This window comes from Pseudomonas sp. SK3(2021), assembly GCF_016772375.1.
Lineage (GTDB): Bacteria > Pseudomonadota > Gammaproteobacteria > Pseudomonadales > Pseudomonadaceae > Aquipseudomonas > Aquipseudomonas chlororaphis_I.
This window is the reverse complement of the sequence record NZ_CP061943.1, coordinates 1,308,029-1,322,154: the sequence shown is the minus strand read 5'-3', so window position 1 is coordinate 1,322,154 and position 14,126 is coordinate 1,308,029. Positions and strand designations below refer to the sequence as shown.

The following is a 14,126-nucleotide window of genomic DNA, read 5'->3' as shown; positions in this document are numbered from 1 at the left end:
CGTTGGCCTGCTCGCCACAACCCTGCTGCGCCACACAGGGGAGCGAGTTACTCGCCCCCCTGCTTGACCACCACCGTGCAGGTAATCCCCGCCGCCAGCAGCACGCCTTCCGGCACTTCGTCGATATGGATGCGCACCGGCACGCGCTGGGCCAGGCGTACCCAGTTGAAGGTCGGGTTGACGTCGGCGACCAGCTCGCGGCTTTCCGGGTTGTCGCGGTCGTAGATGCCGCGGGAAATACTCTCCACATGGCCCTTGAGCACCTCGCCGCTCATCAGCTGCATATCGGCCTTATCGCCGACGCGCACATGGGGCAGCTTGGTTTCTTCGAAGAAGCCGTAGACCCAGAACGAATGCCTGTCGACCACCGCCATCTTCGGCTCGCCGATGCGTGCGTAATCGCCGCGGTGCACGTTGAGGTTGGTGACGTAGCCATCGACCGCGGCGCGTACCTGGGTGCGCTTGAGGTTGAGCTCAGCGGCCTCCAGTTGCGCCTGGGCCTGCTGGTAGTCGGCCAGGGCCGAGTCGGCGATGTTGCTGGCGTCGTCGCGGTTTTCCTTGGAGATCACCAGGTTGTCCAGGTCGGCGCGGCGGTGGGCATTGACCTTGCGCATCTCCCAGGTGGCCTTTCTCGAAGCCACCAGCGACTGCGCCTGCTTGACCGCGATCTGGTAGTGCTCGGGGTCGATCTGCATCAGCAGGTCGCCCTTTTTCACCAGCTGGTTGTCGTGCACCGGCACGTCCACCACTTCCCCGGTGACATCGGCGGCGACGTTGATGATGTCGGCGCGCACCCGACCGTCGCGGGTCCACGGCGTGTTCATGTAATGCATCCACAGGGTGCGGCCGATCCACAGGGCCAGGGCCAGCACCAGCAGGGTCGCGAGCAGGCTGAAAAACTTTTTCATCGTGGGACTCTCAACGATAGACAGTGAGCGCCATGGCGCCGAACAGACAGCAGAACAGGCTCAGGCGCAGCAGCGCCGGGTGCCAGAAAAAGCGGTACAGGTCATAACCCGAGATGAAGCGGTCCAGGGCCCAGGCCAGGGCCGCGGCGATGAAGAACATCAGGGTCATGGTCGGCATGTACACGCCGTGGAAGGCGATTTCACGAGGCATGTTCAAGTCCTTGGGGCGGGGCCTGTACGGCTGGCGGCACGGCATAGGCGGCCAGCGGCGATTGCGGGTCGAGCAATGAGGTGCGGATGAAGTGCAGGTAGCTCTTCACCCGGCGCAAGACCGAGGTATCGAAGTGCGGGGCGAAGGGTTCGTCGCTGGCCTGGACCCGGCTGATCGCGTGATCGACCGCGACCAGCGCGCGCGCAAGGTTGCTCTGGCCCGGTTGCAGGAACAGCCGCACCAGCGAGCGGCCCATCACCCGGATCGCCTGGCGCCACGGTTGGGATTCGGCGTAGGCCGGGTGCACCGGGAGGATCGCCTGTTCCTTGCGCAGCTCGATGATGGCGTGCCCCACCTCCAGCACCACGAACATCCAGCGCAGCAGCTCGCGCTGCACCTGCGGCTGCCCCGCCGCCAGGCCATAGGCCTGGTGCAGCAGGTCGCGGGTGCGGCTTTCGAAGCTCGACGCCAGGCCCTTGAGCTTGCCACTGATGGCGTACACCACCTGGCCGCGCAGGTCCTGCTCCAGGCGGCGCCACAACCAGCGGCTGTTGGGCGGCAGGATGATCGCCCCGGCGGCGGCACAGACCAGCATGCCCATGATCATGGCGATGTAGTCGTTGATGAAGGCGTAGGGGTTGTAGACGGTCAGGTTGTCCGGCACCGAACCGGTGCTGAAGAAGATCAGCAGCCCCAGGCCCACGCCGGCGTACTGCGGGCGTGAAGCAAGGAACGAACCGAGCACGATCACCGGCGCCAGCATCACGCACAGCAGTGGAAAACCGTCGATCCAGGGGAACACGAAGAACATCTCGACGAAGCCGACCACGGCCCCGACCAAGGTGCCGCAGGCCATCTGGAAGGCCATGCGTTTCGGGTTCGGCGTCGCCGCCGAGAGGCCAACGGTGGCCGCCGCGATCAGGGTCATGGTGGCGCCGCTGGGCCAGGCGGTGGCGACCCAGTAACTGCCGAGCACGATCAGGATGAACGAGGCGCGGATCCCCGAGGCGGCCGAGGCCAGCCAGTTGGTCTGCGGGGTGAAGGGCTCGTCCCAGCGCTCGCGCTCGTGGCTATGCTCGGCCAGGGAGGCGTGGGTCTGGGCATAGCTGTGCAGCTCGTCGACGAAGCGATAGAGCAGCTCATAGGCGGTGTGGAAATCCAGCTGCTCGGCATCGCTCGGCTCGTGCTCCTGGAACAGCGCGCGCATGCTGCGCACCCGCGCCGGCAGCTCGGCCTTGTAGCTCGCCAGTTGCTCGGCCAGGCGCGCGGCATCGGGGCTGGTCAGGGCGCGGCCGGAGAAACCGTCCAGCAGTTCGGCAAGGTCCTGCAAACCCGGCTTGGTCGCCGCCAGCACATACTCGGCGGCGCTGCTGCGCAGGCGTTCGAGCAACTGGTGCAGGGCATTGAAACGGGTGGTGATGCCCATGAACTCGCTGTTCAAACGGCTCAGGCGGCCATTGCGCCGGCGCATGTGCGGGTCCTCGAACACCGTGACGCTGCGCAGGCCTTCCAGGCCCACCGCTTCGGCGATGAAGCGCACGTTGCCGCTCTCGAACGCATCGCGCTGGCTGCGGCCGCGCAAACCGTCGGTGACGAACAGGGCGAACACCCCGAAGCGCTGGTACAAGGCATTGCGCATCGCCGCGCTGGCGGTCTGTGGCAGGATCGCGGCGCTGACCAGGGTAGAGCAGAGAATCCCCAGGGAGATCTCCAGCACCCGCCATACCGCCGCCATAAAGGCCCCGTCCGGATGGGCCAGGGCCGGCAGGCCGACCATCGCCGCGGTGTAGCCGGCGAGCACGAAGCCGTAGGCGCGGAAGTTGCGATAACGGGCGGCGCCGGCCGAGCAGATGCCGACCCAGATAGCCAGCGAACCGAGGAACAGTTCGGTGTTCTGGGCGAACAGGGCGATCAGCGCCACCATCACCGCCGACCCGGCGAGGGTGCCGAGAAAGCGATAGAAGCTCTTGGCGAACACCTGGCCGCTCTGCGGCTGCATGACGATGAACACGGTGATCATCGCCGTGCGCGGTTGCGGCAGTTCCAGGCGCATGGCCAGCCACAGGGTGAGGAACGCGGCGGCCAGGACCTTGAAGATATAGACCCAGGTCACGCCGTCGCTGCGTGCCCAGTCGAAGAAACCCCGGCGCCATTCAAGGGAGTACAGCCAGCGCAAGGGTGCAGGCAAGGGAGTCATGACAACCTTCTCGGTGATCGGCTGTTAATGGTCAAAGATGGCGAGTGCCGCCGGGGTCTTGCTCGGAACGGTCCGGCTGTCCTCGGGCACATCCCGCCCTGCCTCCAGGCCGCCGCCCAGGGCCGTCACCAGCTCGGCATGGGCGCTCAGGCGCGCGGCCTGGACCCGCTGCTGGACCTGCTGCTGGCGCAGCAGCGTGCCCTGGGCATTGAGCACATTGAGGTAGTCGGTGAGGCCACGCTGGAAGGCAACCATGGCGATGTCGTAGGTCTTCCGCGCCGACGCCACCGACTCGGCGGCGAACTCGGCCTGCTTGTCCATGGACGCGCGGCGGATCAACTGGTCGGAGATGTTCTTCAGGGCGTCGACCAGGGTCTGGTTGTAGTGGGCCACGGCGATGTCATAGCCGGCCGCGGCCTCGCCCAGCTCGGCGCGCAGGCGGCCGCCGTCGAAGATCGGCAGGCTGATGGCCGGGCCGACGTTGTAGTTGAGCTTCTTGCCGGTGAGGAACTCCAGCGCCCCGCCGCCGGTGGCCATGTAGCCGAGGCTGCCCACCAGGTCGACATTGGGGTAGAAGCCGGCATGGGCGACATCGATGCCGCGCGCCTGGGCCGCCACCTGCCAGCGGCTGGCGACCACGTCCGGGCGCTGGCCGAGCAGTTCGGCGGGCAGCGCCGACGGCAGTTTCAGCGGCGCGGCCAGGGACAGGCTCGGCCGCTGCAACTGCGCGCCCGCCCCCGGTCCCTTGCCGGCGAGGGCGGCGATCTGGTTGCGGCCCAAGGCGATTTCTTCGTCCAGGGCATCCAGCTGGCGATGGGTTTCCGGCAGCGGGGTCTGCGCCTGGCTGACTTCGAAGTGAGTGCCGATACCGCCGGCCAGGCGCTTTTGCGCCAGTTCGAGAATCTGCTCCTGCTGCTTCAGGGTGGCCAGGACGATGTCGCGCTGGGCGTATTGCAGCGACAGCCGGATATAGGCGCGCACGACATTGTTCTGCAGTTCCAGCTGGGCCAGGCGCGCCTCGGCGGCGCTCATGTGCGCCAGGTCCACGGCGCGCTCGCTGGCATTGCTTTCCCGGCCCCAGAGGTCGAGGGCGTAGCTGAAGCCGAGCGCGGCGTTGTTGTCCCAGGTGGTGCTGTTGCCCAGCTCGCCCGGACCGTAGAACGGGTCGGTGGGCCAGTTGTGGCGCTTGAGGGTGGCGTCGCCCTTGATCTGCAGCGACTCGGCCGACTCGGCGATGCCGGCCATGGCACGCGCCTGGCGCACCCGGGCGGCGGCCATGGCCATGCTCGGGCTGCCCTGCACGGCCAGGTTCACCCACTGGTTCAACTGCGCATCGCCATAGGCCTGCCACCACTGGGCGGCGGGCCAGCGGGCGTCGCGCGCGGCGCTCTGGATCGCCTCGTCGGTGGCCAGTGTATTGGCCGGTAGTGCCTTGCCCTGTGGGGCAATGCCCCCGGTTCCGATGCAGCCGCTGATGGCTAACGATAAAGCCCAAACACTGAGAGTCTTCAGCTCTCTGCTGATGCGACGCGGCACTGCTGCGAATTCCTGAAAGAGGGAGAACACGGATCCCTGCAGGAGCGAGCTTGCTCGCGATCCAGACAACGCGCTGTGTCAGGGATGGCGCCTCGCGAGCAAGCTCGCTCCTACAGATCGCGCAATTCTAGGCGGCGGGCTTTACGGCGATAAGCCGGGATTCCTGTGAATCTTTATTACCGTTCGCGCGATAATCCCTTGGTGGAATAGCCAACAATCCGTTACTTCGTGTCACAATTTGCCATCTCCCGAGAGAGCATCCCATGGACACTTTGCAAAACATGCGCGCCTTCAGCTGTGTCGCCGAAGCCGGCAGCTTCACCGCCGCCGCCGTCCAGCTCGACACCACCACGGCCAACATCTCGCGCGCGGTCTCCAATCTGGAGGCCCATCTGCAAACCCGCTTGCTCAACCGCACCACTCGCCGCATCGCCCTCACGGAGGCCGGCAAGCGCTACCTGCTGCGCTGCGAGCAGATCCTGGCCTACGTCGAAGAAGCCGAAGCCGAAGCCAGCGACGCCCACGCGCGCCCGTCCGGCCAGTTGAAAGTGCACACCATGACCGGCATCGGCCAGCACTATGTGATCGACGCCATCGCCCGGTACCGCAAGTCGCACCCGGACGTGACCTTCGACCTGACCCTGGCCAACCGCGTGCCGGACCTGCTGGACGAGGGTTACGACGTGTCCATCGTGCTGGCCAGCGAACTGCCGGACTCGGGTTTCGTCTCCCAGCGCCTGGGCATCACCTACAGCATCGTCTGCGCCTCGCCGGCCTACGTGAAAGCCAATGGCTGCCCGAGCAGCCCCAGCGACCTGTCGAACCATGCCTGCCTGCGCCTGGTGAGCCCGGTGATCGCCCTGGACAAGTGGCTGTTCGACGGCCCCGAGGGCCAGGAAGGGGTCACCCTCAACGGCTCGCCGTTCCTGGTGAACTCCGCCGACGCGCTGAAAACCGCGATCACCAGCGGCATGGGCCTGGGCGTGCTGCCGGTGTACGCGGCCATCGAGGGCCTGCGTAACGGCACCCTGGTGCGGGTCATGCCCAAGTACCGCTCCCAGGAACTGAACCTGTACGCCATCTACCCGTCGCGCCAGTACCTGGACGCCAAGATCAAGACCTGGGTCGAGTACCTGCGCAACACCCTGCCGGAGATTCTCGCCGCCCATCAGGCGGAGCTGGCGGCCTATGAACTGAGCGGCGGCTTCGGCGGCGTGCGCCTGACCACCTGAGCCAAGTCCTTCGGGGCTTGGTCATGCTTCCCCATCCCTGTAGCCGCTGCCGCAGGCTGCGAAAGGTCCGCAGGACCTCCTGCGATCTCAAGAGCACGTCTCCTGCGGAGCCGATCGCAGCCTGCGGCAGCGGCTACAAAAAACGCCCCGGGAATGTTAGCTTGCTTGGCATTCTCCTCCGCCTGACGAGCTTTCCCGCGATGAAAAAGACCGTACTTGCCTTCAGCCGCATCACTGCGGACATGATCGAGCGCCTGCGCCAGGACTTCGAGGTGATAGTGCCCAACCCCAAGCTGGGCGATATCGGCGCGCAATTCAACGAGGCCCTGCCCCACGCCCACGGCCTGATTGGCGTCGGTCGCAAGCTGGGCCGCGCGCAGCTGGAAAACGCCAGCCAGCTGCAAGTGGTCTCCAGTGTCTCGGTGGGTTACGACAACTATGACCTGGCCTACTTCAACGAACGCGGGATCATGCTCACCAACACCCCGGACGTGCTCACCGAAAGCACCGCCGACCTGGCCTTCGCCCTGCTGATGAGCAGCGCCCGGCGCGTCGCCGAACTGGACGCCTGGACCAAGGCCGGGCACTGGCAGGCCAGCGTCGGCGCACCACTGTTCGGTTGCGATGTGCATGGCAAGACCCTGGGGATAGTCGGCATGGGCAATATCGGCGCGGCCATCGCCCGCCGCGGTCGCCTGGGCTTCAACATGCCGGTGATCTACAGCGGCAACAGCCGCAAGACCGCCCTGGAACAGGAACTGGGCGCGCAGTTGCGCAGCCTCGAGCAGTTGCTGGCCGAAGCGGATTTCGTCTGCCTGGTGGTGCCGTTGAGCGAAAAGACCAGGCACCTGATCAGCCACCGCGAACTGGCGCTGATGAAGCCAGGCGCGATCCTGGTGAACATCTCCCGCGGCCCGGTGGTGGATGAGCCGGCGCTGATCCAAGCCCTGCAGAACGGCACGATTCGCGGGGCCGGCCTGGACGTCTACGAGAAGGAGCCGCTGGCCGAGTCGCCACTGTTCCAGCTGAAAAACGCCGTGACCCTGCCGCACATCGGCTCGGCGACCCATGAAACCCGCGACGCCATGGCCAACCGCGCCCTGGCCAACCTGCGCAGCGCCCTGCTCGGCGAGCGCCCGCAGGACCTGGTCAACCCGCAGGTATGGAAAGGCTGAAACCTGCGTAACGCAGACGCCCACTCGCTCCTGCAGAAACACCACAAAACCTGTAGGAGCGAGCTTGCTCGCGATGGCGGCGAATCAGACACACCGCGCCATACCTATCGCGAGCAAGCTCGCTCCTACAGTTAGGGGCAAGTGGCTCAGGCCAACTTGCCTGGGCCAATCGCGATGGGCTTGGGCTTGCGAAACACCAGCACGTTGCCCAGCATCACCAGGGCCAGCCCGGCCAGCGCCGGGGCGGTCCATTGGTAACCTTCGGCGAAGGCCGAGACATTCAGCGCCACCACCGGGAACAGCACGGTGCAGTAGGCCGCCCGCTCCGGGCCCATGCGGCCGACCAGGGTCAGGTAGGCGGTGAAACCGATCACCGAACCCGGGATCACCAGATACAGCAAGGAGCCAAGGTAGCGCGCGTTCCACTCCATATCGAAAGGGATGCCCTTGACCAGGCAATAAGCCGCCAGCATCGCCGCGCCATAGGCCATGCCCCAGGCGTTGGTGGTCAGGGGCTTGAGGCCGGCCTTCTGTTGCAGGCTGGAAAGCATGTTGCCCGCCGAGAAACACAAGGTGCCCAACAGCGCCAGGCCCAGGCCGAGCAGGGTCTGCGGGCTGGCACTATGGCCCGCCAGTTCCGGCCAGAACAGCAGGCCCAGCCCCAGCAGCCCCAGCGCCCCGCCCAGCAGGACGTTGCGAGCGATCTTCTGGGCAAAGAACACCCGGGCATTCAGGGCGTTCCACAGGGTCGCCGTGGAAAACACCACCGCCACCAGGCCGCTGGGAATCCATTGGCTGGCGTGCAGGAAACACATGAAGTTGATACAGAACAGGCACAGCCCCTGGGCCAGGCAGATCAGGTGCCCGCGACGGTTCATCACTTGCAGCTTGCGGCTGAGCAGCAGCATGACGAACAGCACCAGGGCCGCCAGGGCGAAGCGATAGACGATGGACACCGGAATCGCCACCACCCCCAGCTGCAACTTGAGGGCGATCCAGGTGGTGCCCCAGATCAGGACGGTGAGCAGATAAAGCGAGAGGTTCATGGCGTGGGACTCCTGTACAGGGCAACCCAGTCTCAGGCCAGCCCCTGCCGGCGCGCTTGCATAAACTTGCGCTTTTATCGCTTGCCGGGCTGGCAGCCGAAGCGCTACGGAGTAGGATGCGAAACATCTGACTTCGCTCCTGTAGCCGCTGCCGAAGGCTGCGATAGGCCGGGCTCGCGCTCGACCCGCAGGACCTTCTTGCGATCTCAAAAGCGCGTCTCCTGCGGAGCCGATCGCAGCCTGCGGCAGCGGCTACAACGTGCCACCCTTTATCGAATCAAAACCATGTCTACCCTGGAAACCCTGCAAGTCTTTCAAGCCCTGAACCGCTCGCCCAATGCTCGCCTGGAGCACAGCGCCGAGCTCGGTGACGGCCTGGCCGCGGCCTTGTGGAGCAACCATCACGACGCCCAGGACTACGAAGCGCCGAGCCATCACACCCTGTCGTGCTACATCGCCGGCGGCACCGGGACCTTTCGCCGTGGCCAGCCGGGAACCAAGGGCGGCCCGGACAAGCTGTGCATCCTGCCCGCCGAGCACCGTTCGGCCTGGGTGATCAACGGCGAGATCCGCCTGGCCCACCTGTATTTCAGCCCGGAACAATTTGCCCTGGGCTGCGTGACCCTGCTGGACCGCGAACCCCGCGAGCTGCAGTTGCAGGAAAATACCTTCCTCGACGATCCCCAGCAGGCCAGGCGTTTTCGGCAACTGATCCGGATGAACTGGAGTGAGCCCGGCGAGCGCCTGCTGACCAGCAGCCTGGCCCACGAGATGCTCAGCCACGCCCTGCTGACCCAGGTCGGCCAGCGCCAGGGCCTGCGCCTCAAGGGCGGGCTGGCGGCGCACCAGCGTCGGCAACTGGTGGAGTACATCGACAGCCAGCTGGCCGAACCGCTCAGCCTCGGGCAGCTGGCCGCGCGCTGCGCCTTGTCGGAGTACCACTTTGCGCGGATGTTCCGCGCAAGCTTCGGCCTGCCGCCCCACCAATACCTGCTGGCGCGACGCCTGAAGCATGCCCGCGACCTGCTGCGCAGTACCCGCCTGCCTCTGGGCGAGATTGCCCTGGCCTGCGGCTTCGCCAGCGCCAGCCACTTCACCAATCGCTTTCGCCAGGCCCTAGGTGGCACGCCCGGGGAATATCGCCAGGCGTTTCTTGGCTGAGTACGGCCGCCAGTTACACCGTGTCGCCTTCATCGCGAGCAAGTCGGATCGCCGCCCGGCCCCTCCTACAGAAGCAGTGTTCATCTTCTGTAGGAGGGGCCGGTCGACGCTCGATTGCCCGCGATAGCGGTGCATCAGGCAAACCGCGCCATTCGAGCCTTATTGCAACAGCACCTGCGTCACCCGATCTTCCAGGGCCTTGATGTGCGCGCCGTCGGCCCGGTAGTTATTCGACAGCATCACCAGCACCAACCGGCGGCCATCGGCCGCGCGCAGATACCCGGACAGCGACGACACGCCCTGCATCGAGCCGGTCTTGGCATGCAGGTTATCCACAGCCGCGGTGCCTTGCAGGCGATAACGCAGGGTGCCGCCGGTCATGCGCTGGGCATCGCCGGCCACCGGCAGCGCTGCGTACCAGATGGCGAACCAGGGCTGCTTGCGCGCCACCAGCAACAGCTCGCTGAGGCACTGGCTGGAAATCTGGTTGCGCCGCGACAGCCCCGAACCGTCCACCTGCACCAGCCCTTGCGGGCTCAGGCCCTGGCGCCGCAGGAAGCCCTCGATGGCCGCCACCCCGGCAGCGGCGGTGCCGGCATTGGCGCTCTTGCGGCCCATGGCCTTGAGCAGCACTTCCGACATGTTGTTGTTCGACAGCTTGAGCAGCGGCGTGATCAAACCCGCCAGCGGCATCGACGAGTGGCTGGCCAGCACCCGGGCGGCGGGCGCCGTGGGCTGGCCGATGCGCACCTGGCCCTGCACGGTCACGCCCTGCTCGGCCAGCGCTTGTTGGAACACATCCGCCACCAGCCGGGTCGGTTCCCACACACTGACCCAATGGCGCCGCGACTGCCCGGGCGGCAAGGCGCCGCTGACCAGCAGCAGGTTGCTGCCATGCTCACGGCCGACCTGCAGGCTGTCCGTCGTTGCGACCCGGCCCTGATTGCGCAGGCTCATCAGCCGGTTTTCCGGGCTGACGCGAACCGCCAGCGGCGCTCCCGGCATCGCCGGCGCCGTGACCGATACCAGTACGCTGCCGGCGTCAAAGTCGTCGTTGGGGGAAATATTGAGGGCGGAAATCTGCGCCGCGTAATACAGGCTTTCATCGTCGCTGGCCCAGTCGACGCCGAGCCGCTGGTCATCGAAGGCGGTGTCGTCGAGCACCAGGTCGCCCGCGACCTGACGAATGCCGGTGCGCGCCACCGCCGCTGCCAGCTCCCGGTAGTCCGCGGCCTGCATGCTCGGATCGCCAGAACCGCGCAGGTAGAGATTGCCCTGCAGGCGCTGGCCCTGCCGGGCGCCGTCGCCCAGCACCTCGGTGGCGAAACGGTAGTCGGGGCCGAGGACGTCCAGCGCGGCGGCGGTGGTCAGCAGCTTGAGGCTCGAAGCCGGGATCAGGCGGCTGTCGGGGTTGTGCTGATACAAGGCCGCGCCGCTCTCGGCATCGCGCACCGTCAGCGATACCGTGGCGCCCTGGAGCGCCGGGTCGGCCAGGACCTGGTCCAGGTTGGCGGCATAGCGGGCGCCAGGATGGCTGGCGCAAGCCGCCAGCGACAGGGCCAGGAACAACCCCAGCCCGCGAGTGTAAAAACGATGTGCTGAACCCATGAAAAACGTATTTCCTTGATGACCTCGAACCCGCGCCGACAACCTTGCAGCCGCTGCGGCGGGGGCCCAGATAACGATTGGCGAGGGGGGTGTGTCAATGAACAATCGAAGCCGGCCCTCAGGCCGGGCGCTGCTGAGCGCTCATTGCGCCAACGCCACCAGTGGGCTGACCAGCAGCCCCAGCCCGGCCGCCAGCAACGCCAGACGCGGTTGATACGGCAGCAACAGCACCAGCGACAAGGCGCTGAGCATCAAGGCCGCGCACCATTGCACCAGGCCCAGACTCCAACCGGCCGCCGCGATCGCCGCCCACAGCGCGCCGGCCAGCAGCAGCCAGCCAACAAGGCGTAAGCCAGCGCGGCGACCGGCCGTGGGTTTGTAGCCCAGGAGTTCAGCGTAATGACGCTCCATCGACAGGCACAAGCCGGCAAAACCGGGGTAACACAGCAGCAGCGCCAGGAGCATTCAGTTCACCTCGGTTTCAAGGACGGCCCGTCGCGGGCGGGCGGCAACGGCAGGCTGGGCGACAGGACGCGACATCTTCCAGGCCCCCCAGGCCAGGAACAGCCCCGCCGCCAGGCAGGTCAGGTCGAAGCCGGCGCGGACCCAGTCGCCATGCACCAGGAAACCATCCAGCACATCGGGCATCGTCAGCGCATCGAGCAGTGGCACGCTGGCCAGCAGCAGCGCCGCCAGGCCCAACTGCTCGACCCAGGCCTTGCGTCCGCGGCGCAGCGCGGCGTGCAGCAGGCTCAGGCCCCAGACGATAAAGAAGCTATTCACTTCCCAGCCCGCCCGCTCGGCAAGGCTCACCGGCAACAGGCGGTTGGCCCAGAAGAAGGCAGCGACGGCCAGCACCAGGCCGGACATGCTGGCGATGTTCAGTACCTCCACCAGACGCAGCTCGAAGGGCGTCACTCCACCCTTGGCATGCTTGAGCTGGCGCTTGCCCAGCCAGATCACCAACCCGGTGCCGATCATCGCGGTGGCGGCCAGGCCGCAGATAAAGTACAGCCAGCGCAGCAACGGCCCGGCGAAGAGGCCCATGTGCAGCCCGTAAAAACTGCCGTTGATGGCCAGGGCCGTCGATTGCGGCGGCGATACCTGCAACAGCTTGCCGCTGACCCCGTCGAACGTGACCACATTGCCAAAGTCGCGGACCACCTGGTCGCCACCATGGCGCATGACATTCACCGAGGCGTTGGCGTCCCCCGGATTGTTCACCGTGATCCGCCCCACGCGGCCGCCCGGCCACTGTTCGCGGGCCTGCTCCAGCAGCGGTTCGAGTTGCACCAGGTGCGCCGGCTTGCCCGCGGCCGGGGCGGTTTTACTGGCGGGAAACACCTCGTTGAAATACGCCCGGGTGTCGTTGCCGTAGGTGGCCAGGATGCTCGCCGGCATGACCATCGACATGAAGATCACCAGGCTGCTGTAGGTGATCATCAGGTGGAACGGCAGCACCAGCACGCCCACCGCATTGTGCCCGTCGAGCCAGGAGCGCTGGCCCTTGCGGGGGCGGAAGGTGAAGAAGTCCTTGAAGATTTTCTTGTGGGTGATGATGCCGCTGATCAAGGCGACGAACATCAGCATGGCCGCCGCGGTGGACAGCCAGCGGCCCCACGGATGGGGCATCTGTAACTGGAAATGAAAGCGGTAGAAGAACTCGCCGCCACGGGTATCGCGGGCCTGCAGCTCGGCGCCGGTGGCCGGGTCCAGCAGCTTCTGGCTGAAGGCACCGCGCTCGCCAGGCTTGCCCGGGAACTGCCACATCACCGACAGCCCCGGCTCACGGGCATCGGGCAGGTTGATGAACCAGCGCGAGGCGCCCTGGGCGTGCTGCTGCAGATAACTCTGGGCGAGGATCAGGCTGGTTTCATTGCTGACCGAGCGCGACGGCACTTCGGGCTGCATCCAGTGGCTGATTTCGTCCTTGAAGTAGGCCAGGGTGCCGGTCAGGAAAATCGCCAGCAGCAGCCAGCCGAATACCAGTCCGGCCCAGGTGTGCAGCCAGGCCATGGACTGGCGAAATCCCTCCTTCATGAGAGATTCATCCCCTGCACCCACGCAGAAATCGCCGCCAGCCCCAGCGCCGGCAGCAGCAAACCGAGCCAGGCCTGCCAGGCCGTGCGGCAGGCAAAGCACCAGAGCACCGCCACCAGATAGAACAGGAAGGAGGTCATCATGCCGCTGACCACCGCATCGGTGCGGGAGACGGGGAGTAGCAGGGTCAGGCAGACGCTGGACAACGCCGCCAGCAGGTAACCGCCGAATACCGCGGCCAGCACCCGCGACATCACGGCCAGACGATAGGAAAAGGGGATCGCGGCAACTTTGCTTTTCATGTTTCGACCTTGAAACCAGGACCGCCCGGCGCAGGGAATCCCCTACCCGGGCTCAAGTTGGCGCAATATTAATGATAAATATTCTCATGTGCAAAAACTCACTGAGCCACAGCGGGATCTTCCACCGATCCGGGTTGATTGCCGACAGTACGACAGCAAGCAGACCAACGACTCGGTGATCGCCCGTGGCGAAACCCGCCACCAGGGCATCGAGGCCAGCGTCCATTACGCGCTGGACAGCCTGAGCCCGGCGCTGGCCGGTTTCGATGTTTATGCCAGGCCAGCATTCGTGAAGACGGGCCGAACAAGGGCAACCGCGTGCCGTTCTCGTCCAAGCACAAAGGCACCCTCGGCATCGGTTACACCGAAGGCCCGTGGAAGCTGAACGTCGACAGCAGCTACCAGAGCAGCCAGTTCGCCGACAACGCCAACACCTCTGCCGAAAGCGCCGACGGCAGTACCGGGCGAATTCCCGGCCACATGCTGTTCAGCAGCCGCGCCTCCTACGACTTCGGCCCGCAACTGTCGGACCTGAACGTGGCGGTCGGGGTGAAGAACATCTTCAACCACCAGTACTTCACCCGCTCGTTCGACGACAACAACAAAGGCAAGTACGTGGGCGAACCACGGACCCTGTACGTACAGACGTCCGTGGCGTTCTGATCCACGGCCATCGCCGGCAAGCCGCGTATCTTCCTGCGTCCGTAGGA

General features: G+C 66.0%; 12 protein-coding genes and 1 pseudogene. 4 read left to right on the top strand and 9 right to left on the bottom strand.

The annotated features are described in order from the left end of the window. Positions 1-47 precede the first annotated feature (47 nt). Genes IF690_RS05890 through IF690_RS05875 form a run of 4 tightly spaced genes read right to left on the bottom strand, consistent with a single transcriptional unit; the run spans position 48 to position 4,852 of the window. Positions 48-908 (bottom strand): efflux RND transporter periplasmic adaptor subunit, encoded by an 861-nt coding sequence (locus tag IF690_RS05890; protein WP_202699232.1) that lies wholly within the window; start codon positions 906-908, stop codon positions 48-50. A gap of 10 nt (positions 909-918) precedes the next feature. Next, positions 919-1,119: a DUF1656 domain-containing protein gene (locus IF690_RS05885; RefSeq protein WP_007930063.1), complete on the bottom strand. Its 201-nt coding sequence runs from the start codon at positions 1,117-1,119 to the stop codon at positions 919-921. Next, positions 1,109-3,316 (bottom strand): FUSC family protein, encoded by a 2,208-nt coding sequence (locus IF690_RS05880; RefSeq protein ID WP_202699231.1) that lies wholly within the window; start codon positions 3,314-3,316, stop codon positions 1,109-1,111. The genes IF690_RS05885 and IF690_RS05880 overlap by 11 nt, the downstream gene beginning before the upstream one ends. 24 nt (positions 3,317-3,340) lie before the next feature. Further along, positions 3,341-4,852, bottom strand: coding sequence for an efflux transporter outer membrane subunit (locus IF690_RS05875; protein WP_202699230.1), 1,512 nt, complete (start codon positions 4,850-4,852; stop codon positions 3,341-3,343). 263 nt (positions 4,853-5,115) lie between these two features. Here IF690_RS05875 and IF690_RS05870 point away from each other — a divergent pair, with 263 nt between their 5' ends. Further along, the gene (locus IF690_RS05870) at positions 5,116-6,084 is read left to right on the top strand and encodes a LysR family transcriptional regulator (RefSeq protein ID WP_202699229.1); all 969 of its coding nucleotides are present in this window, start codon (positions 5,116-5,118) and stop codon (positions 6,082-6,084) included. A gap of 200 nt (positions 6,085-6,284) precedes the next feature. Then, positions 6,285-7,259 carry a 2-hydroxyacid dehydrogenase gene (locus IF690_RS05865; protein WP_202699228.1) on the top strand — a complete coding sequence of 325 codons (975 nt, stop codon included), beginning with the start codon at positions 6,285-6,287 and terminating at the stop codon, positions 7,257-7,259. Between the two features lie 146 nt (positions 7,260-7,405). Here IF690_RS05865 and IF690_RS05860 read toward each other — a convergent pair whose 3' ends face one another. Further along, entirely contained in the window at positions 7,406-8,305 is a 900-nt protein-coding gene (locus IF690_RS05860; protein WP_202699227.1) for a DMT family transporter, read from the bottom strand. Positions 8,306-8,590: 285 nt separating this feature from the next. Between IF690_RS05860 and IF690_RS05855 the strand changes: the two genes are divergently transcribed. Beyond that, a complete protein-coding gene (locus IF690_RS05855) occupies positions 8,591-9,466 on the top strand; it encodes a helix-turn-helix domain-containing protein (protein ID WP_202699226.1) in 876 nt (291 codons plus the stop codon). A gap of 159 nt (positions 9,467-9,625) precedes the next feature. Here the strand turns inward: IF690_RS05855 and dacB are convergent, their stop codons facing one another. The 4 genes from dacB to IF690_RS05835 form a co-directional block, all read right to left on the bottom strand. Beyond that, positions 9,626-11,074 carry a D-alanyl-D-alanine carboxypeptidase/D-alanyl-D-alanine endopeptidase gene (dacB, locus tag IF690_RS05850; RefSeq protein WP_202699225.1) on the bottom strand — a complete coding sequence of 483 codons (1,449 nt, stop codon included), beginning with the start codon at positions 11,072-11,074 and terminating at the stop codon, positions 9,626-9,628. A 141-nt stretch (positions 11,075-11,215) separates the two neighbouring features. Then, positions 11,216-11,539 (bottom strand): DUF3325 domain-containing protein, encoded by a 324-nt coding sequence (locus tag IF690_RS05845; RefSeq protein ID WP_202699224.1) that lies wholly within the window; start codon positions 11,537-11,539, stop codon positions 11,216-11,218. Next, positions 11,540-13,114 carry a PepSY-associated TM helix domain-containing protein gene (locus IF690_RS05840; protein WP_202699223.1) on the bottom strand — a complete coding sequence of 525 codons (1,575 nt, stop codon included), beginning with the start codon at positions 13,112-13,114 and terminating at the stop codon, positions 11,540-11,542. Continuing rightward, positions 13,111-13,416: a DUF3649 domain-containing protein gene (locus IF690_RS05835; RefSeq protein ID WP_202699222.1), complete on the bottom strand. Its 306-nt coding sequence runs from the start codon at positions 13,414-13,416 to the stop codon at positions 13,111-13,113. Before IF690_RS05835 ends, IF690_RS05840 begins: the two co-directional genes overlap by 4 nt. Before the next feature lie 145 nt (positions 13,417-13,561). Between IF690_RS05835 and IF690_RS05830 the strand changes: the two are divergent. Then, a pseudogene (locus IF690_RS05830) lies at positions 13,562-14,079 on the top strand (TonB-dependent receptor domain-containing protein); the annotation flags it as partial. Positions 14,080-14,126 lie beyond the last annotated feature (47 nt).

Excerpts from the sequence above, each read along its gene's own strand:
- IF690_RS05890 (WP_202699232.1), bottom strand. The coding sequence starts at position 908 with ATGAAAAAGTTTTTCAGCCTGCTCGCGACCCTGCTGGTGCTGGCCCTG.
- IF690_RS05880 (WP_202699231.1), bottom strand. The coding sequence starts at position 3,316 with ATGACTCCCTTGCCTGCACCCTTGCGCTGGCTGTACTCCCTTGAATGG.
- IF690_RS05845 (WP_202699224.1), bottom strand. The coding sequence starts at position 11,539 with ATGCTCCTGGCGCTGCTGCTGTGTTACCCCGGTTTTGCCGGCTTGTGC.
- IF690_RS05860 (WP_202699227.1), bottom strand. The coding sequence starts at position 8,305 with ATGAACCTCTCGCTTTATCTGCTCACCGTCCTGATCTGGGGCACCACC.
- IF690_RS05840 (WP_202699223.1), bottom strand. The coding sequence starts at position 13,114 with ATGAAGGAGGGATTTCGCCAGTCCATGGCCTGGCTGCACACCTGGGCC.
- IF690_RS05870 (WP_202699229.1), top strand. The coding sequence starts at position 5,116 with ATGGACACTTTGCAAAACATGCGCGCCTTCAGCTGTGTCGCCGAAGCC.
- dacB (WP_202699225.1), bottom strand. The coding sequence starts at position 11,074 with ATGGGTTCAGCACATCGTTTTTACACTCGCGGGCTGGGGTTGTTCCTG.
- IF690_RS05865 (WP_202699228.1), top strand. The coding sequence starts at position 6,285 with ATGAAAAAGACCGTACTTGCCTTCAGCCGCATCACTGCGGACATGATC.
- IF690_RS05835 (WP_202699222.1), bottom strand. The coding sequence starts at position 13,416 with ATGAAAAGCAAAGTTGCCGCGATCCCCTTTTCCTATCGTCTGGCCGTG.
- IF690_RS05885 (WP_007930063.1), bottom strand. The coding sequence starts at position 1,119 with ATGCCTCGTGAAATCGCCTTCCACGGCGTGTACATGCCGACCATGACC.
- IF690_RS05855 (WP_202699226.1), top strand. The coding sequence starts at position 8,591 with ATGTCTACCCTGGAAACCCTGCAAGTCTTTCAAGCCCTGAACCGCTCG.